The organism is Methylobacterium sp. E-041, from assembly GCF_022829665.1.
Taxonomy (GTDB): Bacteria; Pseudomonadota; Alphaproteobacteria; order Rhizobiales; family Beijerinckiaceae; genus Methylobacterium.
Genome location: NZ_JAKSYQ010000154.1, coordinates 1 through 22,054, shown reverse-complemented (window position 1 = coordinate 22,054; position 22,054 = coordinate 1). Strand labels below are relative to the sequence as shown.

General features: G+C 71.9%; 21 protein-coding genes. 13 read left to right on the top strand and 8 right to left on the bottom strand.

Going from position 1 to position 22,054, the window contains the following annotated elements; all coding sequences use genetic code 11:
• Window position 1 precedes the first annotated feature (1 nt).
• Together MKK70_RS14145 and MKK70_RS14140 are read right to left on the bottom strand one after the other, a co-directional pair.
• Window positions 2–727 (bottom strand): (5-formylfuran-3-yl)methyl phosphate synthase, encoded by a 726-nt coding sequence (locus MKK70_RS14145; RefSeq protein ID WP_243948510.1) that lies wholly within the window; start codon window positions 725–727, stop codon window positions 2–4.
• 50 nt (window positions 728–777) lie between these two features.
• Window positions 778–1,344: a DUF3280 domain-containing protein gene (locus MKK70_RS14140; RefSeq protein WP_243948508.1), complete on the bottom strand. Its 567-nt coding sequence runs from the start codon at window positions 1,342–1,344 to the stop codon at window positions 778–780.
• A gap of 145 nt (window positions 1,345–1,489) precedes the next feature.
• Here MKK70_RS14140 and MKK70_RS14135 point away from each other — a divergent pair, with 145 nt between their 5' ends.
• The 9 genes from MKK70_RS14135 to MKK70_RS14095 all read left to right on the top strand — a co-directional run bounded on the left by MKK70_RS14135 (window position 1,490) and on the right by MKK70_RS14095 (window position 10,316).
• Complete coding sequence (locus tag MKK70_RS14135) at window positions 1,490–2,740, top strand: ABC transporter substrate-binding protein (protein WP_243938933.1); 1,251 nt, start codon at window positions 1,490–1,492, stop codon at window positions 2,738–2,740.
• 160 nt (window positions 2,741–2,900) lie between these two features.
• Window positions 2,901–3,884, top strand: coding sequence for a YVTN family beta-propeller repeat protein (locus tag MKK70_RS14130; protein WP_243948499.1), 984 nt, complete (start codon window positions 2,901–2,903; stop codon window positions 3,882–3,884).
• Window positions 3,885–3,932: 48 nt separating this feature from the next.
• Window positions 3,933–4,367: a hypothetical protein gene (locus MKK70_RS14125; RefSeq protein ID WP_147728360.1), complete on the top strand. Its 435-nt coding sequence runs from the start codon at window positions 3,933–3,935 to the stop codon at window positions 4,365–4,367.
• A gap of 14 nt (window positions 4,368–4,381) precedes the next feature.
• A complete protein-coding gene (locus MKK70_RS14120; RefSeq protein ID WP_147728365.1) occupies window positions 4,382–4,618 on the top strand; it encodes a hypothetical protein in 237 nt (78 codons plus the stop codon).
• A gap of 17 nt (window positions 4,619–4,635) precedes the next feature.
• The gene (locus tag MKK70_RS14115; RefSeq protein ID WP_405044378.1) at window positions 4,636–5,409 is read left to right on the top strand and encodes an ABC transporter ATP-binding protein; all 774 of its coding nucleotides are present in this window, start codon (window positions 4,636–4,638) and stop codon (window positions 5,407–5,409) included.
• Entirely contained in the window at window positions 5,406–6,311 is a 906-nt protein-coding gene (locus MKK70_RS14110) for an ABC transporter permease (protein WP_187274887.1), read from the top strand. The genes MKK70_RS14115 and MKK70_RS14110 overlap by 4 nt, the downstream gene beginning before the upstream one ends.
• Complete coding sequence (locus tag MKK70_RS14105) at window positions 6,308–6,943, top strand: hypothetical protein (protein WP_243948497.1); 636 nt, start codon at window positions 6,308–6,310, stop codon at window positions 6,941–6,943. Before MKK70_RS14110 ends, MKK70_RS14105 begins: the two co-directional genes overlap by 4 nt.
• Before the next feature lie 267 nt (window positions 6,944–7,210).
• Complete coding sequence (locus MKK70_RS14100) at window positions 7,211–9,763, top strand: TonB-dependent receptor domain-containing protein (RefSeq protein ID WP_409568020.1); 2,553 nt, start codon at window positions 7,211–7,213, stop codon at window positions 9,761–9,763.
• Window positions 9,764–9,959: 196 nt separating this feature from the next.
• On the top strand, window positions 9,960–10,316 hold the full coding sequence (locus tag MKK70_RS14095) for a hypothetical protein (protein WP_147728714.1): 357 nt from the start codon (window positions 9,960–9,962) through the stop codon (window positions 10,314–10,316).
• 89 nt (window positions 10,317–10,405) lie between these two features.
• On the opposite strand, the gene MKK70_RS14090 is transcribed toward MKK70_RS14095, so the two are convergent.
• The 3 genes from MKK70_RS14090 to MKK70_RS14080 all read right to left on the bottom strand — a co-directional run bounded on the left by MKK70_RS14090 (window position 10,406) and on the right by MKK70_RS14080 (window position 14,090).
• Window positions 10,406–11,938: an undecaprenyl-phosphate glucose phosphotransferase gene (locus MKK70_RS14090; protein ID WP_147728715.1), complete on the bottom strand. Its 1,533-nt coding sequence runs from the start codon at window positions 11,936–11,938 to the stop codon at window positions 10,406–10,408.
• Between the two features lie 148 nt (window positions 11,939–12,086).
• Complete coding sequence (locus MKK70_RS14085; protein ID WP_243948496.1) at window positions 12,087–13,283, bottom strand: glycosyltransferase family 4 protein; 1,197 nt, start codon at window positions 13,281–13,283, stop codon at window positions 12,087–12,089.
• Window positions 13,284–13,466: 183 nt separating this feature from the next.
• A complete protein-coding gene (locus MKK70_RS14080; RefSeq protein ID WP_147729466.1) occupies window positions 13,467–14,090 on the bottom strand; it encodes a polysaccharide biosynthesis/export family protein in 624 nt (207 codons plus the stop codon).
• A 190-nt stretch (window positions 14,091–14,280) separates the two neighbouring features.
• Between MKK70_RS14080 and MKK70_RS14075 the strand changes: the two genes are divergently transcribed.
• A complete protein-coding gene (locus MKK70_RS14075) occupies window positions 14,281–16,629 on the top strand; it encodes a GumC family protein (RefSeq protein WP_243948489.1) in 2,349 nt (782 codons plus the stop codon).
• Between the two features lie 48 nt (window positions 16,630–16,677).
• Here the strand turns inward: MKK70_RS14075 and MKK70_RS14070 are convergent, their stop codons facing one another.
• Window positions 16,678–17,829 carry a GNAT family N-acetyltransferase gene (locus tag MKK70_RS14070; protein WP_243948487.1) on the bottom strand — a complete coding sequence of 384 codons (1,152 nt, stop codon included), beginning with the start codon at window positions 17,827–17,829 and terminating at the stop codon, window positions 16,678–16,680.
• A gap of 349 nt (window positions 17,830–18,178) precedes the next feature.
• Between MKK70_RS14070 and MKK70_RS14065 the strand changes: the two genes are divergently transcribed.
• Window positions 18,179–19,240 carry a polysaccharide deacetylase family protein gene (locus MKK70_RS14065; protein ID WP_243948485.1) on the top strand — a complete coding sequence of 354 codons (1,062 nt, stop codon included), beginning with the start codon at window positions 18,179–18,181 and terminating at the stop codon, window positions 19,238–19,240.
• 15 nt (window positions 19,241–19,255) lie between these two features.
• Here MKK70_RS14065 and MKK70_RS14060 read toward each other — a convergent pair whose 3' ends face one another.
• Both MKK70_RS14060 and MKK70_RS14055 read right to left on the bottom strand, forming a co-directional pair.
• Complete coding sequence (locus MKK70_RS14060; protein WP_147858710.1) at window positions 19,256–19,633, bottom strand: hypothetical protein; 378 nt, start codon at window positions 19,631–19,633, stop codon at window positions 19,256–19,258.
• 74 nt (window positions 19,634–19,707) lie between these two features.
• Window positions 19,708–19,914, bottom strand: a complete 207-nt coding sequence (locus tag MKK70_RS14055; protein ID WP_147729767.1) for a DUF2842 domain-containing protein — start codon at window positions 19,912–19,914, stop codon at window positions 19,708–19,710.
• Window positions 19,915–20,285: 371 nt separating this feature from the next.
• Here MKK70_RS14055 and MKK70_RS14050 point away from each other — a divergent pair, with 371 nt between their 5' ends.
• Entirely contained in the window at window positions 20,286–21,395 is a 1,110-nt protein-coding gene (locus MKK70_RS14050; RefSeq protein ID WP_243948483.1) for a COX15/CtaA family protein, read from the top strand.
• Window positions 21,396–21,542: 147 nt separating this feature from the next.
• Window positions 21,543–22,054: PAQR family membrane homeostasis protein TrhA (trhA, locus tag MKK70_RS14045; protein WP_243948481.1), on the top strand; the 512-nt coding region annotated here is incomplete at its 3' end.

The following is a 22,054-nucleotide window of genomic DNA, read 5'->3' as shown; positions in this document are numbered from 1 at the left end:
CTCACGCCGCGTCTCGCGCGGCCGGCCGGCGGAGCGCCCGCACGGCCTCGGCGATCCGCTGCGCGTCGAGGGCGTTGCGGCGGTCGCCGTCGCGGCAGAGGCCGCCGCGGAAGCCGAGATAGTCCGGGCGGTGGGCGGCAAGCCCGGGGATGTCGCCGACGCGCAGCGACCCGGCGAGCCCCGACAGCAGCCCGGCGGCACGGGCCGCGGCGGTGAAAGCGGCCAGGCGCGCCCCGTCGATCAGGTTGGGCAGGCGGCGCCCGTCCTTAACCGCCGTGTCGATCATCGCGCCGATGAAGCCCGCCGCCGCGAGCCGCGGCGCGCAGTCCGGCGCGGGGTCGTCCTCGGCGAACAGCACGGCGACGAGTCGGCCGGGCGCGGCCGCGCCGGCCGCGCGAAGGGAGGCGGGATCGGCGAGCCAGTCGGGGCGGACCGCGACCTTGACCCAGCCGACCCCGGTCTCCGCCATGGCGCGGATCGCGGCCTGCCGCTCCGCCGCCGCCGGCTCGCCGGCGACCGCGCTCGTGGCGGCGCGGCCGGCGGTGCGCGCGACGATGGCGCGGACGGTCTCCGGGGGGAGGGCGCCGAGCGCCCCGTTCTCCGGGTCCTTGGCGTCGATCAGGTCGGCCCCGGCGCGGATCGCGGCCTCGGCCTCGGCGGCGTCGCGGACGCTGACGAGGAGGCGGGGGAGGGGATTTGTCGGAAACGGAGGTGCGGACTCGGACACGGGCGACCTGAACGGGGACGGCTCGGGGGCGGCGCGGGCGCCGGACGACATCACGACTTGCCGGGCAGGGGCTCGGCGAGCAGGCGGTTCTTGACGATCCAGCGCATGGCATGCGTCCAGGTGTCGTCGGTGTCGGCCCGGATCACCACCTGCCCGCCGCGCACCACCTTGCCGGTGGCGGCGTCGGCGATGACGACGTTGAGGTTGAAGATCTGGCCCGACCCCTTCTCCACATAGCCGGTCACGGCGAGATCCGCACCCAGGGCCTTGGCGATCGGGGCGGCGCAGCCGTCGCACTTGTAGAGCGGTCCCTGCTTGTTCACCTCGGCCGCCTGCGGCGCGGTGTCGACGGGCTCGAGGCCGCCCTTGTCCTTGAGCGCGCCGCGCAGCTCCTCGGTGACCAGGGCGAGCTTGCGCGCCTCGTCGGGCCGGGCCTTGCGGCCGCCGACGACGCCCGGATCGAACAGCTCGACCGGGAAGACCGCGGCCTTCGACGGCTCGGCCGCCGCCGCGCCCGGATGGCAGGCGGCAGAGAGGGCGGCAGAGAGCACGAGGGGAACCGCGAGGCGGCAGGCGCGAAAGGCGTCGTCGCGAAAGATCTTGCCGCGAAAGATCATGACGGAACTCCGGTCGGAGGCATCGGCGCCGGCCGCAACGCCGGCCGCATCCCGGCATAAGGTCGCGCGGCGGGGAATTTTGGCAATGATCGGCGCGCGCTTAACGTTTGAGTCCGCGCCCGGAATGCTGTTACGTCCCGCCCCCATGCACGCCTCCCTGCACGCCATCCTGCACGATCCTGCACGTTCCCTCGGTGCTGCGGCGCTGCTCGCCCTGGCGCTGGCCGGCCCGGCGGCAGCCCAAGAGCCCGCCGCCGCGCCGGCCGCGCCCGCGGAACCGGCCGCCACCCATGTCGGCCTGATCTACCGGCCGCAGCCCGCGCCGTCCTCCTACGACGCGGAGGCCGCGCCCGAGGACGAGGGCCTGGCCGGCGCGAAGATGGCCATCGCCGACAACAACACCACCGGCCGCTTCATCAAGCAGAGCTACGCCCTCGACGAGATCGCGCTCACCGAGGGGGGCCCGAGCGCGGTCGACGCGGCGAAGGCGCTGCTCGGCAAGGGCATCCGCTTCCTCGTCCTGGCGCTGCCGGCCGACGAGGTGCTCGCCGTCTCGGAGGCGGCACGCGCCGACGGCAAGGGCGCCGTGGTGCTGAACGCGGCGGCCCCCGACGACCGCCTGCGCGGTGCCGATTGCCGCAGGAACGTGTTCCACGTCGCCCCGAGTCGGGCGATGCAGACCGACGCGCTGGCGCAGTACCTCACCGTGATGCGCTGGCGGAAGCTGTTCCTGATCGTCGGCCCGACCGACGCGGACAAGCTCTATGCCGACGCGATGCGCAACTCGGCCAGGAAGTTCGCTCTCAAGATCACGGCGGAGAAGCCCTGGACCTTCGGGCCGCTGGCCAAAGCGCGCGGCGACACGCCGACCCGCGCCGAGGCGATGGTCTTCACCCGCGGGCTCGACTACGACATGGCGATCGTGGCCGACGAGGAGGCCGACTGGGGCGACTACGTCCCCTATCGCACCGTCGACCCGCGGCCCGTCGGCGGCACGCAGGGGCTCGTCGCCACCACCTGGTCGCCGGTGCTGGAGACCTGGGGCGCCGCCCAGGCGCAGAACCGCTTCCGCCGCCTCTCCGGCCGGCTGATGCGTCCGCTGGACTACCAGGTCTGGGCCGCGATCCGCGTCGTCAGCAATGCCGAGACCGACCGCAAGACCGCCGACCCGGCGGTGCTGGCCGCCTACCTGAGCGACCCGGCCTTCGCCCTCTCCGCCTACAAGGGCGTGTCGCTGAGCTTCCGCCCCTGGGACCACCAGCTGCGCCAGCCGCTGATCGTGGTGCAGCCGAAGGCCCTGGTCTCGGTGGCGCCCGAGCAGGGCTTCCTGCACCAGCGCACGCCGCTCGACACCCTCGGGACCGACCTGCCCGAGACGACCTGCAAGTTCCAGTGAGCGCGCCGGGACGCACGAGGACGGCGTTCCGCCGCGTGAAGTCCGCAGCGCGGTTCCGTCGCCCTCGCCGCGGGCACGAAACGCACTACACTGTCGTCCGTCGGGATTTCGGCACCGCCAGAGTGCCAAGCTTGCCGCCAGGCCAGGGGGAGGATCGCGAATGGACCGCTGCGTGAGAGCAGGGTTGGGGCTCGCCGCGCTCGGCGCGGCGCTCCTGGCGTCGGTGCCGGCGCAGGCCTACACGGTCTACGTCTCCAACGAGAAGGGCAACTCGGTCAGCGTGATCGACACCGCGACGATGGCGGTGACGGCGACTTGGAAGGTCGGGCGCCGCCCCCGCGGCATCACCGTGAGCAAGGACGGCAAGGAGGTCTTCGTCTGCGCCAGCGACGACGACCGCATCGACGTGCTCGACACCGCCACCGGCAAGGTGGTGCGCTCGCTGCGCTCCGGCCCCGATCCCGAGCAGTTCATCCTCGATCGCAGCGGCAACCCGCTCTACGTCGCCAACGAGGACGACAGCCAGGTCACGATCATCGACATCGAGAAGAACAAGGTGCTCGCCGAGGTCCCCGTCGGCGTCGAGCCGGAGGGCATGGGCCTGTCGCCGGACGGCAAGATCCTGGTGAACACCTCCGAGACCACCAACATGGCCCACTTCATCGACACCAAGACCTTCCAGGTGACCGACAACGTGCTGGTCGACGCCCGTCCGCGCTTCGCCGAGTTCACGGCGGACGGCAAGTTCCTCTGGGTCTCGGCCGAGGTCGGCGGCACGGTCAGCGTGATCGACGTGGCGGCGCGGCGCGTGGTGAAGAAGATCACCTTCAAGATCCCGAGCGTGAACGACGAGGCGATCCAGCCGGTGGGCATCCGCATCACCCAGGACGGGACCAAGGCCTTCGTCGCCCTCGGGCCCGCCAACCGCATCGCGGTGATCGATGCCAAGACCTACGACGTGCAGAAGTACCTGCCGGTGGGCCAGAGGGTGTGGCAGCTCGCCTTCACGCCGGACCAGTCGCTGCTGTTCTCCACCAACGGCACCTCCAACGACGTCTCGGTGGTCGACGTGGCGGCCGAGAAGGTGGTCAAGAGCATCCCGGTCGGCCTGCTGCCCTGGGGCGTGGCGATCTCGCCGAACTGAGTTTTCGCAAGCACGACTGCCGCGAACGGCAGCGCGGGGGGGAACAGGATGACACGAGGTCTTCGATGGGCGGCGCTGGGGCTGGCCGCGATCCTGGCGGCCGGCCCGGCCGTCGCGCTCGATCTCACCAAGAAGCGCGAGACCCTGCCCGACCTGGTCCTCGGCAACGAGGAGGGCAACGACTTCGTCGTCGAGAACAAGGACATCGAGCTCGAATCCGGCAAGGCCTACCGGCTGCGGATCATCGCCAAGGGCCATCAGGAGTACAAGGTCTACGCGACCGAGTTCTTCCGCTACATCTGGTGGAACCAGATCGTCATCGAGCACAAGGAGATCCACGGCGGCGGCCCGCCGGATCACCTCGAGTTCGACGATCCGGGCGAGATCGCGATCGAGTTCGTGGCGATCAAGCCGGGCAAGTACACCTGGGAGGCCCGCGGCCTGGAGTCGAAGGGCGTCGCCGGCACGATCACTGTGAAATGACGCACGGTGGAATGATGCGGACGCTTCTTCTCGCCAGCCTCCTCTTGAGCACGCCGGCGCTGGCCGACGACAAGGCCGCCTGCGCGGACGGCATCGCCATGATCAGGGATGCGCTCGCGCAGAACCCGCCCGAGGCGGCGCTGCCGAAGCTGAAAAAGGCCCTGCGCGTGGCCGAGCGCGAGCAGGGCGAGGGCGAGTTCGACGAGTGCCTCGACGCGGTCGGCGATGCCAGAAGGGTCCTCGGGCGATGAGCGAGGGCGCTCGGGCGATGGGTGCGGGCGGGCGTCCGGCGGGCGAGGCCCCGGCGCTGGAGGTGGCCGACGTCAGCCACAGCTTCGGCGCGCGCCGGGCGCTGTCGGACGTGTCGATCACCGTCGAGCGCGGGCGCTTCATGGCGCTGCTCGGGCCCAACGGCGCCGGCAAGACCACGCTGTTCTCCCTGATCACCCGGCTCTACAACAACCGCCACGGCCGGGTCGCGATCTTCGGCCACGCCCTCGACCGCGAGCCGTCGCGCGCGCTCGCCCGCCTCGGCGTGGTGTTCCAGGCACGGACCTTGGACACCGACCTCACCGTCGAGCAGAACCTGCTCTATCACGCGGCGCTTCACGGCATCGCGCGCAAGGCCGCCAAGGCGCGGATCGCGGTGCTGCTCGACCGGGTCGGGCTGGCGGACCGGCGCGCCGACAAGGTGCGGACGCTTTCCGGTGGCCAGTCGCGCCGCATCGAGATCGCGCGCTCGCTGGTCCACCATCCGAGCCTGCTGCTGCTCGACGAGCCCACCGTCGGTCTCGACCTCGAATCGCGGGCCGACATCGTCGCGATCGTCCGCGCGCTCGTGCGCGAGGAGGGGCTCTCGGTGCTGTGGGCGACCCACATCTTCGAGGAGATCGCGGCGGAGGACGACGCGGTGGTGCTGCACCGGGGCCGCATCGTCGCGCGCGGACGGGCCGGCACCATCGGCGGGGCCGACGAAACCCTCGAGGAGGCGTTCCGCCGGCTCGTGGCCGAGCCGGCCAAGCCGGCGAGGGAGGCTGCATGAGCACGCCCATCGGCACGCCGACGGCGGTCGACGCCCGCACCGTGGCGGCGGACGCGACGCGCCCGCCCGCCCATCTCGGCCGGCTCGACGGGGTCGGCTACCTGATCTGCCTCGGCGGCATCGTCCGGCGCGAGCTGTTGCGCTTCTTCAACCAGAAGGAGCGGTTCTTCTCGGCGCTGGTGCGGCCGCTGGTATGGCTGTTCATTTTCGCGGCGGGCTTCCGCAACACCCTCGGCGTGTCGATCGAGCCGCCGTACCAGACCTACGTGCTCTACGAGGTCTACGTGGTGCCGGGGCTGGCGGTGATGATCCAGCTGTTCAACGGCATGCAATCCTCGCTCTCGATGGTCTACGACCGCGAGGTCGGCTCGATGAAGGTGCTGCTGACGAGCCCGTATCCGCGCTGGCTGCTGCTGCTCGCCAAGCTGATCGCCGGCGTCACCGTCTCGGTGGTGCAGGCCTATGCCTTCCTGGCCATCGCCTGGTTCTGGGACCTCGACATCCCGGCCGTCGGCTACCTCGCGGCCCTGCCGGCCTTCATCGCCGCCGGGCTGATGCTCGGCTCGATCGGCCTGCTGCTGTCGTCGATGGTCAAGCAGCTCGAGAACTTCGCCAGCGTGATGAACTTCGTGATCTTCCCGATGTTCTTCGCCTCGTCGGCGCTCTACCCGCTCTGGCGCATCCGCGAATCCTCGGAGACGCTGTACTGGATCTGCCAGTGCAATCCCTTCACCCACGCCGTCCAGCTCGTGCGCTTCGCCCTCTACGGGCAGTTCGAGCCGGTCTCGTGCGCGGTCGTGCTCGGCGTGACCCTCGCCTTCTTCACCCTCGCCGTCGTCGCCTACGATCCCGGCCGCGGCATCATGGCCCGGCGCGGCGGCCCGGCCGGAGACCCGTCATGATCGCTTCCCGCTTCTGCTCCCTCGCCGCCCTCGGCGTCGCCCTGGCCGGCCTCGCCGCGCCCGCGCTGGCGCAGCCCAGGACCGACCCGGACTGGCCCTGCGTCCAGCGCAAGGTCGCGACCCTGAGCCCCGGCCAGTTCTGGACCGGGCCGGACATCGCCGCCGCCGGCGCCTGGGGCGACGATAACGACGCCGCGGTGCTGGCGCAGAAGCTCGCCTCCCGCCGGACCGAGCTCACCGAGGTCGATCCGCTGATCGACGCCTACGTCGCCAAGGTGCCGGCGGCCGACAAGGCCAAGGGCCTCGCCCACGTCTATGCGGGCGTGCTCGAGGTCATCAACGGCGAGCGCGACAAGGTGATGAGCGGGATCGCGCGCTACGCGCAGGGACAGCGCCGCATGGCCGAGCGCATCCGCGACGAGGCCGACACCATCAGCCAGACCAAGGACGGCCCGAGCGCGGCCGACGCCCGCGAGGTCTCGAAGGAGCAATCCGACATCGAGACCAAGTTCGCCTGGGATCGCCGCATCTTCCAGGAGCGCAGCCAGTCGCTGACCTACGTCTGCGAGGTGCCGCAGCTCCTGGAGCAGCGCCTCGGCGAGATCGCCAAGAAGATCCAGGCCAGGCTCTGACGCCGCCCGGCGACCCGGAACCGGGTTGCCGAATCGTCCCGGGCAGCATTGCCGAACACTCCCTAAGCCTTTGATGAGACATAGAAAATCTGTTGCACGCGGACCACGGGTCATCCGTTTCCGCGCGTAACGGCCCCGTGAGCGGCGTTTTCCGCCGGATCACGGTCGTCCCGCGATTGTCCGATCTCGACGCGCCTTGCATGAGTGCTGGGCAAGCCCGCCGCAGAGGGGGCACGCTGTTCGACGGTTCGGGGTTGGGGAATGACAATGCGGGCGCTTCGCGGAAGCCTGATCGCCTCGGTGGCATTGCTGCCGGGTGCAGCCTACGCACAGAGTTCAGTGACGCTGTCGGAGATCAGCGTCGTGGCGACGACCCCGGTCGGCGGGTCGGGCTCGGGCAGCACGCTGGCCGCCCCGCCGCTCGGCGCGACCCCGGTCGTGTCGCCGAGCGCGGCGCCGCTCTCCTCCGCCGGCCTGCCGCGCCTGCGCGGCGGCGAGCAGCCGCTCTACAAGATCCCGAGCACGGTCGAGACCGTCACGGCGGCCGACCTCGACATCGATCGCGGCACCTTCAACGCGGTGGCCACGCTGGCGCGGCGCACGCCCGGCCTCAACCTGTCGGATTCGCAGGGCAACTCCAACCGCACCGACGTGAACTACCGCGGCTTCACCGCCTCGCCGGTGCAGGGCGTGCCGCAGGGCCTGGCCGTCTACCAGAACGGCGTGCGCATCAACGAGGCCTTCGGCGACACCGTCCAGTTCGACCTGATCCCGCCGACGGCGATCCAGCGCATCGACATCGTCACCGGCAACCCGGTGTTCGGCCTCAACGCCATCGGCGGCGCGGTCAACATCCAGATGAAGAACGGCTTCACCTGGCAGGGCACGGAGGTCACCGCGCTCGGCGGCTCGGACGGCCGCATCGCCGGCTCGCTCGAGTACGGCAAGGTGATCGGGCCGTGGAGCTTCTACTTCAACGGCGACGGCCTCAACGACCGCGGATGGCGCTACGAGAGCCCGTCGACGATCGGGCGCCTCTACACCGACCTCGGCTACCGCACCCTCGATTCCGAGTTCCACCTGATCGGCAACTTCGCGCGGACCTTCTTCGGCGCGGCCGCCGCGACCCCGGTGGATTTCACCCATGTCGACCCGCGGGCGATCTTCACCTTCCCGCAGACCACCACGACCGAGATGGGCACCATGCAGGTGACCGGCCGCGTCGACATCTCGCCGACCTGGGATCTCGCCGGAAACGCCTATTTCCGCCGCTTCAGCAACACCTACGTCGACGGCAACGACGGCAACTTCGAGAACTGCAGCCGCCAGTCGAGCAACCGCGGCTTCCTCTGCTTCGAGGATGACGGCTTCGCCCAGGCGCCGGGACAGTCCAATCTCGCCTTCCGCAACCAGTTCACCATCCTCGGCGCCAACAACCGGCGCATCCCCTTCACCCCGAACGTGCCCTACGGCACGCTGGACGTGACCAGGACCGAGGCGACGAGCTACGGCGGCTCGCTCCAGGCGGCCAACCGCGACAAGATCTTCGGCTTCGGCAACAGCTTCGTCGTCGGCGGCAGCATCGACGTCGCCGACTTCAGCTTCAAGTCGTCGAGCACGCTGGGCGTCATCAACCCGGATCTGCGGGTCACCACCGATCCGAACAACCCGTACTACGGCACCATCCCCGGCCTCGGCACGACGCAGCTGCGGACCGCGGCCGCGCTCGGCATCGCGCCCTCGAACGTCATCGGCTCGAACCTCTACATGGGCCTCTATGCGACGGACACGTTCGACGTGACCGACGCGCTGTCGCTCACCGCCGGGGCGCGCCTGAACTTCGCCCGCCTCACGACGACCGACCAGACCGGCTTCTCGCCGGACGTGAACGGGACCTACTACTACAACAAGATCAACCCGGTGGCGGGCCTGACCTACCGCTTCACCCCGGGCCTGTCGCTCTACGGCGGCTACTCGGAATCGAACCGCGCGCCGACGCCGCTCGAGACCGCCTGCTCCAACCCGGACCGGCCCTGCCTGCTGCCGAACTCGCTCGTCGCCGACCCGCCGCTCAAGCAGGTCACCGCACAGACCTACGAGGTCGGCATCCGCGGCCAGATCCCGAACGTCTACGAGGGCGGCCTCGTGACCTACAAGGTCGGCGCCTTCCGCACCGATCTCGCCAACGACATCATCCAGCTCGCGACCCCCGGCAACGCGGCGCGCGGCTACTTCGTCAACGTGCCGGCGACCCAGCGGCAGGGCATCGAGGTCGCGGCCGACTACACCCGCGGCGACCTCTCGGTCTACGCCAACTACGCCCTGATCGACGCCACCTTCCAGTTCAACGGAACCCTGTCCTCGCCCAACAACCCCCTGGCCGACGACGGCGCCATCGCCGTGACCCGCGGCAACCAGGTGCCGCTGATCCCCAACCACCAGTTCAAGGTCGGCTTCGACTACCTCGTCCTGCCGGGCTGGCGCTTCGGCATGAACCTCCAGGCCTTCTCCTCCGCCTACTATCGCGGCGACGAGTCGAACCTGAACCCGAAGCTGCCGGCCTACCTCGTGCTCGGCCTCAACACCACCTACCAAGTCACGCCGAACCTTCAGGTTTTCGGCCTGATCACCAACCTGACCAACAACCGCTACGCCAACTTCGGCACCTTCGCCGAGCGTGGGCCCGTCGCCGGCAACCTCACCATCAACGATCCGCGCACGACGACGCTGGCGCAGCCGCTCTCGATCTACGGCGGCATCCGCTACGCCTTCGGCCCCGATCCGGTCCCGATGGCGGAGCCGATCATCCGCAAGTACTGACCGCGCGGATCGATTGCCCCGCGGGCCCGGGAGGAGGGGGCGTGGACCGGGAGGTCCGCGCCCCCTTCGCGTTCGGCGGGGCGCGTGCGGGCCTGCGGCCTCACGCCACCGGAACACGGTCGCGCTTCGTCGCTTGCCCCCTGCAACCGAAACGACGCGGGCCACTCGCCCGCGCGAAAAGCTTCAGGGAGTTCTCATGCGATTGGTCCACGCGGTCTCGGCCGCCCTCCTCCTCGTCTCCGCGGCGCCCGCCTTCGCGAGCTCCTGCTCCGAGGAGATCGCGACGCTGGAGCGGCGCCTCGACAGCGCCGGCGCGGAAAAGGTGACCGGCAAGGAGCCGGTGGGCGGCACGACCTCGTCGAATTCCGACAAGGCGCTGTCCGCGCCGCCCGGGGGCAAGCCCAGCGACCCGTCGACGACCTCCACCGCCGGCGGCGTGAAGGAGGCTCGCGACCTCGTCGAGAAGGCGCGCGGCGAGGACAAGGCTGGCAAGGCCGATGCCTGCCGCGACACCATCATGAAGGCCAAGGAGAAGGCCGGCGCGCTGCCGTAGCCGCTTCGCCGCGTCCGCAACGAACGGTCAGGGCGGCTCTCGCGAGCCGCCCTGTCTTCGTTTTCCGGGTCCCGCCTGCCCCGGCCCGGTCAGTACGCGTTCTCGGTCCTGAAGAGGGCGAACGGCGTGGTCAGCAGGATCTGGAGATCGAACAGCACCGACCAGTTCTCGATGTAGTACAGGTCGTGCTCGACCCGGCGCTGGAGCTTCTCGCTGGTGTCGGTCTCGCCGCGCCAGCCGTTGACCTGGGCCCAGCCGGTGATGCCGGGCTTGACCTTGTGGCGGGCGAAGTAGCCGTCGACGACCTGGTCGTAGAGCGTGTTGGCGGCCTTCGCCTGCAGCGCGTGCGGACGGGGGCCGACGAGGGAGAGGTCGCCCTTGATCACGTTGAAGAGCTGCGGCAGCTCGTCGAGCGAGGTCTTGCGGATGAACCGGCCGACCGGGGTCACGCGCGCATCGCCCTTGGTCACCATCCTCGCCGCGGTGGCGTCGCAGGCGTCGACGTACATCGAGCGGAACTTGAACACGTCGATCAGCTCGTTGTTGAAGCCGTGGCGCTTCTGCCGGAAGAACACCGGGCCGCGCGAGGTCAGCTTCACCGCGAGCGCGACGCCGATCATCACCGGGGCGAGCGCGGCCAGCATCAGCAGGCCGACCGCGCGGTCGAACACCGTCTTCATCACCACGTCCCAGTCGGCGATCGGGCGGTCGAACACGTCGAGCACCGGCACCGAGCCGAGATAGGAGTAGCTGCGCGGGCGCAGGCGCAGCTTCGTCGCGTGCGCCGAGAGGCGGATGTCGATCGGCAGGACCCAGAGCTTCGAGAGCATCTGCAGGATGCGCCCCTCGGCCGAGATCGGGATCGTGAACACGATCAGGTCGAGGCGCGTGGCGCGGGCGTAGGCGACGAGGTCGCTGACGGTGCCGAGCTTCGGGTATCCCGCGACCACGTCGGTGGAGCGGTCGTCGTTGCGGTCGTCGAACACGCCGACGATGCGGATGCCGCCCTCGCTCTGCGTCTCGAGGGCGGCGATGAGCTCCTCGGCGGCCTTGCCGCCGCCGACGATCGCGGTGCGCCGGTCGAAACGGCCATTCCGGGTCTGCGCCACGATCACGCGCGACAGGACGAACCGGCCGGTCAGCAGCAGGCCGAGGCCGCCGGCGAAGTAGGCGGCCAGCCACAGGCGGGAGTAATGGTCGGCGACCTTGGCCAGCACGAGGCCGGTCGCCACCAGGAGGAAGGCGAGCATCCAGCCGGCCGAGATCTTGATCGCGGTCTTGAAGAAGGTGCGGAACGCGCCGATCCGGTAGGTGCCGGCGGCCTGGAAGGCGGCGATCGCCAGGGCGGCCACCGCGACGACCGCCCCGGCATAGGTCAGCCCGAACGGAACCACGCCGCGCAGCAGCGTCAGGTGCAGACCCGCGCCGAGGCAGCCGATCAGGACGAACTCCGCCGCCCGCACCAGCCCTGCGATCACCACCGGCGAGATCGCCTGGGCCGGGAGGACGGAGACCGTCTCGGCCAGCGGCGCCGCCTGCGGCGCGGGCTCGGCGAAGCGGGCCGCCGCGGTCTCGCCGTGTCCGGCGACCTTCAGAAGATCACGGACGTCGAAGGCACTCATCGGTCGCTTCCCAGCAGTCCAGCGGGCTAGTTCCTGCCGGGAAGTGTCTCAAACCGACCTATCGGATTACTTAAAGCTGCAGGCGCCGCCGCCGTCCTTCTGCGCGCCCGCGACGGACGGGAATCACGTTCGTGCGAGGGTCCGGGGCTCAGGCGGCCCCGACGCGGGCCGGCTCGGCGGATGCCGCGGGGCGGCGGGCCCGGAAGGCGGCGGCGTAGCCCGAGAGCACGTCGGCGCCCATCCGCTCCATCGAGAAGCGCTGGCGCACCGAGTCGCTCAAGGTCCGGAACCGGGCGACGCGGCTCTCGGGCGCCTCGTCGAGGACGCGGGCGATCGCCCGCTGCAGCGCGACCGGATCGCGGGCCGGGACGAGATCGCCCGCGGCCGAGCCGAAGATCTCGGGGATGCCGCCGACATCGGTGGCGACCATCGGCTGGGCGGCCGCGGCGGCCTCGAGCACCACGTAGGGGAGGGACTCGGCAAAGGACGGCACCACCATGATCCGTCCGCGGGCGAGGACGGAGCGGATCGCCTGGGCCGGCTCGAAGGCGATGGCGCCGGCGAGGCCGAGGGCTTCGGCCTTGGCCTGGAGCTGCCCGGCATCCGGGCCCGAGCCGACCATCAACAGCCGGACCCGGCGGCCCTCGGCGCGCAGCAGCGCCAGGGCCTGAAGCAGGATCGGCAGCCCCTTGGCGTCGCGCAGCTCGCCCACGTAGAGCAGGTCGAACGGGTCGGCCGCCGGCGTCACGGGCGCGAACTCGGCCTCGCTCAGGCCGTTGTGGACGATGCGGCTGACGCGGCCGTGGGTGCCGACATAGGCGCGGTGGCGCCCGGCGACGTACTCGCTCTCGAACAGGAACACGTCGGTCCGGCGGGCGAGGAGACCCTCGGCGCCCATGTAGACCCGGTGCAGCAGGCTGCCGGGCCGGTAATTGTAGCTGCCGCCATGCGGGGTGTAGGCGCGGATCACGGGCCGACCGCGGGGAACGTGGGCGAGGCGAGCGTAGACGCCGCCCTTGGCGCCGTGCCCGTGCAGCACGTCGGCGGCTGCGGCGTCGGCGCGGGCCGCCACCGCGCGCAGGCAGGCGAGGTCGGACGGGTGCGGGTTGCGCCGCATCGGGATCCGGGTGACGCCGAGGGCGAGGCAGGGCGCGAGATCGGCCAGCGCCCGGACGGCGCGCTCGCCGCCGGTGGTCGCGTCGCACACGATCCCGACGCGGTGGCCGGCCGCGGCCTGGAGCCGTGCGAGGTCGACCACGTGGCGGAACAGGCCGCCGACGGGCGCGCGGAACACGTGCAGGATGCGGCGGGGCTCGGCATCCGAAGGGCTGACGGACGGGGTCACGGCGGACGTCTCCAGGCCGGCGCGTTCGGCCGGCCTCGCCTGCGTGCCATGCCGGCCCTGTCCAGCCGGTTAAGCGCGGGTGCCGGCCCGAATCGGCCGGGCCGCGGCGCCGGCTTTTCCCGATGCGAGGGTCAACGGTCGCCTAACGCGCCGGCTTTTATCCCCTTCGCACGAGCGGGCGCCTCAGAAGAACCGCTCCTTGATGACGATCGTGTCGCCGGGGCGCACGGGATAGGTCATCGGCACGATGCCCGAGACCAGTCCCTCGCGGCCGGCCTCGTTGGTTGGCTCGAGGCCGGGGCCGGAGGCGGCGCCGCCCTTGCCCTCGCGGGTGAGCACGGCGTAGTCGCGCGCCGCCCGCGGGCCGAACCCGGCGGCGATCGCCACCGCGGTCTCGACGGTCATGCCGTTGACGAAGGGATACTGCCCCGAGGTGGTGACCTCGCCCAGGATGTAGAACGGGCGGTAGGCGTCGACCTCGACGGTGACGTGCGGCTCGCGCACGAAGCCGGCGGCGAGCTTGGCCTCGATGGTGCGCGCGGCCTGCCCCGTGGTCTGCCCGCCGATCTGGACGACGCCGATCAGCGGCATCGCGATGCGGCCGCCGCCGTCGACCGCGTAGATGTTGGACAGGTTGTCCTGCCCGAACACGATGACGCGGAGCTTGTCGCCGGCCGCGAGCGGGTAGCGCGCGCCGATCGAGCCGGTGCCGGTGGCGTCGAGCTGGGCGGTCCGGTAGTCCGGCCGCAGGCAGCCGCCGAGCCCGAGGCTGGCGGCGAGGACGAGGAGGAGTACGCGTCGGTTCATCACCACAGCCGTCGTGATTGCCTGATCGGTCGTGGCGTAATCCGTTAAGGTTAAGAAATGCTGTCGCCCCGCGTCGGAGCAGTCCGCATCGGGCCGGCCTTAACTCTCAGGCAACCTTAACAGGTTCTATTGATCTCACGTGTTGATGCGCGGGCACAGTCGCGGCCCGGCATCGCCAAGAGATCGTGCCATGTCCCGAATCGCCCCGCGCGCGGCCGCCTTCAGCGAGAGGCCGGCCTTCGCCGAAAGGCCGGCCCCGGCCGACGGCATCAGCCTGGCCCAGGTTCCCGCGCTGCTGCGCCGGTCCTGGCACTGGATCGCGGTGCCGACGCTGGTCGTCGCGGGGCTGTCGACGGTGTTCGTCCAGGTGGTCTCGCCGCGCTACACCGGCGAGGCCAAGCTGCTGCTGGAGAGCCGCGAGGCCGCCTTCGCCCGCACCGCCTCCGAGCGCGCCGAGCAGGTCCCGCCGATCGACGAGCAGGCGGTGGCGAGCCAGGTCCAGGTGATGATGTCGCGCGACCTCGCCCGCGAGGCGATCCGCCGGCTGAACCTCGTCGGCAACCCGGAATTCGATCCGAGCGCCGGCACCATCGGCCCGGTCCAGCGCACCCTGATGATGCTCGGGCTCGCCAAGAACCCCCTCGACCGTCCGGCCGAGGACCGGGTGCTGGAAGCCTATTTCGAGCGGCTGCTGGTCTTCCCGGCGGGCAAGTCGCGCATCCTCTCGGTCGAGTTCCGCGCGAAGGACGCGGAGCTGGCGGCCAAGGGCGCCAACACCGTCTCCGAGCTCTACATCGCGGCCCTGGAGGCGGCCAAGGTCGACACCGCGCGCTACGCCTCGACCTGGCTCGGCGGCAACATCGACAGCCTGCGCAAGCGCGTCGCCGAGGCCGAGGCGCGGGTCGAGGCCTACCGCGCCGGCAACGGCCTCGTCGGCTCCACCGGCGCCACCGGCCAGCCGCTCAACGCCCAGCAGCTCGGTGAGCTCTCGACCCAGCTGTCGCAGGCCCGCATCCTGAAGGCGGACCTCGCCGGCCGGGCGAAGGCCGTCAAGGAGATGATCAAGGACGGGCGCGCCTTCGAGATCCCGGACGTCGCCAACAACGAGGTGATCCGGCGCACCGTCGAGAACCGCATCACGATCCGCGGGCAGCTCGCCCTGGAATCGCGCACGCTGCTGCCGGCGCATCCGCGCATCAAGGAGCTGACCGCGCAGCTCCAGGATCTCGACGCCCAGATCAAGGCCTCGGCCGAGCGCGTCGGGCGCACCCTGGAGAACGACGCCAAGATCGCGGCCTCCCGCGTCGAGAGCCTGCAGGCGGCGGTCGACGGCCAGCGCGACGTGGTGGTCAAGGGCAACACCAGCGAGATCCAGCTGCGCGCCCTCGAGCGCGAGGCCAAGGTCCAGCGCGAGCAGCTCGAATCCTACCTGTCGCGCTACCGCGAGGCCGCCGCCCGCGACGGCGAGAGCGCGACGCCGGCCGACGCGCGCATCATCTCGCGGGCGGTGACGCCGGAGATCCCGTCCTTCCCCAAGAAGCTGCCGATCGTCGCCTTCGCCACCCTGCTGACGCTGATGCTCGCCGCCGGCGCGGTCATCGCCCGCCACCTCCTGTCCGATCCGACCGGCGGCGGGCGGCGCGAGCGCGAGGCGGAGGCGGCCGATGCGCACGCCACGGCCGAGCGGCCCGAGCGCTTCGCCTTCCCCGAGGCCGTCCCCCCCGCCCACTGGGCCGCGGCCGAGATCGGGCCGCGCGACGCGGCGCCGCGCTTTGCCGACCCTGCCTTTCCCGAGCCGGCATCGGCCGGGCGCGCGTCGGCCCATTCCGCGGCGGCCGAAGCGCCGGCCGAGGAGGCCGAAGCCGCGCCCGAACCCGTCCTGCCCGTCGCCGCGACGCCCGAGCCGGCGCCGCCCCGCGCCGCGGCGTTCGATCTCGCGCCGCTGATCGCCCGCCTCGAAGCCGGTCCGCGTGCCGGCAGCGGGCGCACCCTCCTCGTCGTCGAGACCGCGGGCCCCGGCCGGCCTGCAGCAGGCCCGAGCCTCGTCGAGGCGATCGAGGCGGCGCTCTCGGGCCGGGCCTCCGCGCTCTCGGTCGACCTGAACGGACCGGCCTCCGACGCCGACGCGCCGGGCCTGACGGATCTCGTCGCCGGGGAGGCCGCCTTCCTCGACGTGATCCAGGCCGAACGCGCCTCCGGGCTGCACCGGATCGCCGCCGGCTCGCTGGAGACCGAGGTGCTGCTCGAGGAGCCGGACGCGGTGGCGATCACCGTCGAGGCGATGGCCGAGGCCTACGACTGGGTGGTCTGCCGCCTGCGGGCGGAGCCGGGCGCGCACGCCCTGCTCCCCGCCCTCGGCGGCCTGATGGACAGCGTGATCATCGCCTCGAACGCGGCCCTCGACGATCCCGATCTCGGCGACCTGTTCGCCAGCGCCGAGGATTCCGGCGCTGGCCAGGTCCTCGTCGCCCAGGACCGGCCGGCTCAGGCCCGCGCCGTCCGCACCGAGCCGATGGCGCTGCGCCTGTCGGCGGCGTGACCGGAGCCCCGCCGTCTCCGCTCGGAGACGGCGGGGCCTCGAGCCGCTTCAACCGCCCTTCATCCGCCGCAGGCGCCGGACGAGGGCGAACAGGCGCGGGTCGCGCTTGATCCGGCGCTTGAGCCGGGTGAGCCGCGTCGCCACGAACCCGTAGGCGTGGCCGCGCAGCGTCACCGGCAGCGTCGCCTCCACCAGCGGGATGGTCTCGTCGCAGACGCTCGCCTTGTAGCGGGCCTCGCCGACGCCGAGGTCGAAGGCGCGGCGCCCCTGCGCGGCCTGGTCGCGCACGAGGTGGTGGAGCAGCAGGTCGCCGGGGCTGAAGCGGGCGATCTCGGGGTCGGCGTCGAACGCCGTCATCATGCCGCTGTAGCGCGCCCCGTCGACCGCCCCGCCGAAGGTCGCGAGCACGCGGCCGGTCGCCTCCAGCACCAGCGCGTGGATCTCGACCGCCGGGTTCTCGCCCGCGGTGGCGGCCGTGAGGAAGGCGCGGATCGCGGGGTCGGCATAAGGGTCGGCGATACCCATCGCGGCGAAGCGTGCCGCCTTCTGGGCGTAGAAGGCCGACAGGAACCGCGCGGCCTCGGCGCCGTCGGCGGCCTTGCGGTAGGCGAGGGCGCCGTGCGCCTCGACGAGGCGCTTCTCCTTCGAGCGCAGCTTCTTGCGCGCGTCGGCGCTGAAGGCGCGCTTGAGCGTCGATTCGGGATCGGGCCCGAGCATCATTCCGTAGCCGTCGCTCGGTGCCGCCTCGCCGCGGATCGCCAGCGGGTTGACCGCCCCGTCCCAGGTGCGGGGCTGGTGCCCGAGCGCGTAGACGTCGATGCCGGCGGCGCGCCCGACCAGGCCGAGCGCCGCGATCACGTCCTCGGCCGGCACCGCGGCGGCGTCGCGGGCGGCGAAGAGCGGCAGGTGGTAGTTGGCGTGGTCGCCGCCGAGCGTCCGGGCGATCGCGATCCCGCGGCGGCGCTCGACCGCCAGCGGCAGCAGGATGCGCGGCCGGCCGGCGGCATCGCGCAGGACGACGATCCGCAGCGCGCCGGGGGCGGCGGCCGCGCCGGCATAGGCGCGGACCCAGGCGAAGCGCTGGTAGGGCGTGGCGAGGCAGGCGGGGTCGGCCTCGAGCCCGCGCCACAGCGCCTCGACGGCATCGAGATCGGTGAAGACCTCGGCGGTCAGGCCGGATCGGGCGCCCGCGCGGGCCATGATCGCTCCTGCGAGATCCCGGTTCATCGGACCGCGTGCCAGAACCGTCATCGCCCATCCCTCGCGCCGGCCTCTCGCGGAGGCGGCAAACCATTGGTCTCGGGCGCCAGTTCTCGTGCGCACGCTCCTAAGCCGGGGTGTACGGCGCGGTGCGATCGAAGCATCGGCGCCGCCGAAGCGACGACGTGGCTAACGCATGGTTGCGACGCGCCTCGGGTCCCGGGATCGCCGGTGAAACCTCAGCCTTTGTTTACATCGAAGCGGGACAAGGAACGGGCGACGCGGCGCGCGGCATCGCCTGCGACGTCCCGCTTCTGCTTCATCGATCTTGCCCCATCGAGGCGGTGCCATGCTGTCGTCCCGAAACCGCCACCGGCTGTTCGAGGCCGGGTTCCGGGCCGTCTCGGCAACGGGGGCCGACCGCTGGCTCGCGCCGGCCGCCTGCGGCCTCGGGGTGATCCTCACCTTCCACCATGTCAGCCCGGAGGCGCCGGGTCCCTACGCGCCGAACCGCCTGCTCTCGATCACGCCGGACTTCCTCGACGCGACGCTGCGCGAGCTCGATGCCCGCGGCTTCGAGGTCGTCGGCCTCGACGAGGTGCCCGAGCGCCTCGCCGCCGCGCGCTACCGGCCGCCCTTCGCGGTGCTGACCTTCGACGACGGCTACCGCGACAACGTCGAGCACGCCCTGCCGGTGCTGCGCCGCCACGGCGTGCCGTGGACGCTGTTCGTCACCAGCGACTTCGCCGACCAGACCGGGCGGCTGTGGTGGATCGAGCTGGAGCGGGCGATCGGCCGGCTGGAGCGGGTCCGCGTCGCGATCGGCACGCGGACGGTCGACCTGCCGGCGCGCAGCCCGCAGGAGAAGGCGCTCGCCTTCGAGGCGGTCTACCGCGACCTGCGCAGCGACTCGGAAGCGCGGCTGCTCGACGGGATCGCGGCTTTGTGCCGGGAGGCGGGCATCGCCCCCGGCGCGGTCGCCGCCGAGCTCTGCCTGCCGTGGGACGACCTCAGGGCGCTGGGCCGGGACCCGGCGGTGACCTTCGGCGCGCACACGCGCAGCCATCCGATGCTGGCCAAGCACGCGGCCGAGGCGGCGCTCCGCGAGATCGGCGAGGGTCGCGACCGGCTGGCGGCGGAGCTGGCGCGGCCGGTGCGGCACCTGTCCTATCCGGTCGGTGATCCGACGTCGGCCGGCGCGCGGGAATTCGCGCTCGCCCGCGACCTCGGCTTCGAGACCGCGGTGACGACGCGGCCGGGCCACCTCTTCCCCGACCATGCCGGCCACCTGCACGCCCTGCCGCGGGTCTCGGTCAACGGCTGCCACCAGTCGCGGGCGGCGCTGGCCGGCCTGCTCTCGGGCGTGCCCTTCCTCGCCTGGAACCGCGGCCGACGCCTCAACGTGGCGTGAGCCCGGCGGACGCGGTCACCGCCGCCGGCGGCGGTGCCGGTAGGACCGGCCCTCGCTGCTGCCCGCGGTGAACACCGCGCTCTGGCGGCCGCGGCGGACGCGGTAGCGCCCGCGCCGGCTGCCGCGGGCCTCCTCGGCCGGCTCGTCGGCCTGGGTCGCGACCGCCGCCGTCGCGGGCAGGGCGGGCGCGGGCGGGGTCTCGCCCGCCGCGTAGCCGCCGGCGACGTTCTTGGCCGCCGGCCCGAACATCGCCAGGCACTGGTTGTAGGCGAGGTCGTTCTTCAGGCGCTCGCACTCGCCGACCGAACGCGGCGTCCCCTGGGCCAGGGCGGTGCCGCCGAGCCACAGGAGGAGCAACCCGGCGAGGGCAGGGGACGGTTTCGGGAGGGGCATGAAGGACATCTGCGAGCGAAGCGGCGCGGTTCGGCCGCTTCTCGCCCCCGAGTGCGGCGAAAACGCGGGCGCCGTCAGCGGTCCGGTCGTTCCATCCACTTGATCAGCGGCATCAGCGGGAAGATCCAGGCGATGCCGAGGATGCTATAGAGCACGGTCTGGAGCAGGGCCGGCGCCTCGGCGATGCGGCTGTCGGCCAGCGCCATCGCCAGCGGCGCATAGACGATGACGAAGGCCAGGATCCCGATCGTCCCGATCAGGGTGCGGGTGCGGCGGCGCATGCGATTCCCTTGATGCTCGCCCCGGGGGGTAGCGCCGGCGGCCGGCGATGGCAACGCGTCGGATCGGCGCCGTCAGGGCGATTGCTGAAAGCGATCGCCCTCGTTTTCAGCTGGCCTCAATCGCCGGCGCCCGCCTCCGCGGGCTTGGGCTTTCGCTTCGCTCGACGGTCTTCACGACATTCGTCCTGAAGACCCCGCTGCGCGCGGCGCTCTTCGCGCCGTGAAGCCGCCCCGGGCGGCTTCACGCGATCGCCCTGTCGGCGCCGTCCCGCCGCGGTCCGCGCGCGTGCGGCAACGCCGGACGTTGCCGCGGGCGCCGGCTTTGCCTAACCCGGTGGCGCCCTGTCACCGATCCGAGCGACGACGCCCCGATGAGGCCTGCCGAATCCCCGCGCCGCGAAGGCGCCGTCCGCACGTGGCTCTACCTGCTCGCCGCCCTCGTCGTCGCGATGGTGGCGGTCGGCGGCGCGACGCGCCTGACCGGGTCCGGCCTGTCGATCACCGAGTGGCGCCCCGTGACCGGCGTGGTGCCGCCGCTCTCGGCCGCCGACTGGGCGACCGAGTTCGAGAAGTACCGCGACACGCCGCAATACCGCATCCTCAACCAGGGCCTGGGTCTGTCCGACTTCAAGGTGCTGTATTTCTGGGAATGGGGGCACCGCCTGCTCGGTCGGATCGTCGGCCTGGTGTTCTTCCTGCCGCTGATCGCGTTCTGGTGGCGCGGCATGCTGAGCCGGCGCCTCGGCCTCGGCCTGCTGACGCTCGGCATCCTCGGGGGCGCGCAGGGCGCGATCGGCTGGATCATGGTGGCCTCGGGTCTCCAGCCTGGCATGACCGCCGTGGCGCCGATCAAGCTCGCCCTGCACCTCACCATGGCCAGCCTGATCCTGGCGGGCCTCGTCTGGCTCGCCGCCGGCGAGCGCAGCGAGAGCGTCGCCCCGGCCCGACCCCGCCTGCGCGCGGTCGCGCTCGCCCTGCCGGCGCTGGTGCTGGCGCAGATCTTCCTCGGCGGCCTGGTCGCCGGCTCCCATGCCGGTCTCGTCCACAACACCTGGCCGACCATGGACGGCGCCCTGATCCCGCCGGCCGAGACGCTGTTCTCGGTCAGGCCCTGGATCGAGAACTTCGTCGACAACGTCACCCTGGTCCAGCTCAACCACCGGCTGACCGCCTACCTGCTCCTCGCCGTCACCCTCGCGCACGCGGTCGACACGCGGGTCGCCGCCCCGGGCAGCGCGGTCGCGCGGCGCGCCACCGGCGTCGCCGGGCTCGCCTTGGCCCAGGCCGGGCTCGGCATCGCGACGTTGCTGATGGCCGTGCCGCTCTGGGCGGCCCTGGCGCACCAGGTGCTGGCGATGGCCGTCCTGGTGATGGCGACCGTCCATGCGCGCCTGAGCCGCGGCCTCGTGCGCGCGACGCGCACGACCGGCCCGGCGATCGCCCCGTTCGGCTTCGAGGCGCTCGCCGGACGCGGCGCCTGACGGTGGCTCGGAGGCCCTCTTCCCCGATTTAGGATGAATGTTGAGCCTGATCGGTGGAAAAGTCGGGACGGCTCGGCGCTGCGTGGTCTGCCGGTGGAACGAGTGTCATCGAAACGGCTTAGCCTCGATGCGTTGCAGGAGGCTGTGATGTTCCTGGCCGAAGACGGACGACCGGTTGGTCTCACCTGGCACTATACGCCGCGCGAGATCGTCGCCGACGGGGTAGTGCACGGCCTCGGCGTGCTCCTCGGCCTCGCCGGGGCGGTGGCCCTGGTGTCGATGGCGCTGACGGAGCATCTGGGCACGTCCGAGCGGGTCGCGGTGGCGGTCTACGCCACCGCCCTGGTCTCGATGCTGGCGGTCTCGGCCACCTACAACCTCTACCCGGTCGGCCCGCGCAAATGGCTGCTGCGCCGCGCCGACCACGCGCTGATCTACCTGATGATCGCCGGCACCTACACGCCGCTCGTCGCCCTGGTCGGGACCGGGCCGACGGCGTGGGCGCTCCTCGCCTTCGTGTGGATCGTGGCCGGGATCGGCATCGCGGTGAAGCTGCTGCTGCCCGGCCGCTTCGACCGGCTGTCGATCGGCCTCTACCTGCTCCTCGGCTGGTGCGGCCTGTTCGCCTACGAATCGGTGATCGCGGCGCTGCAGCCGAC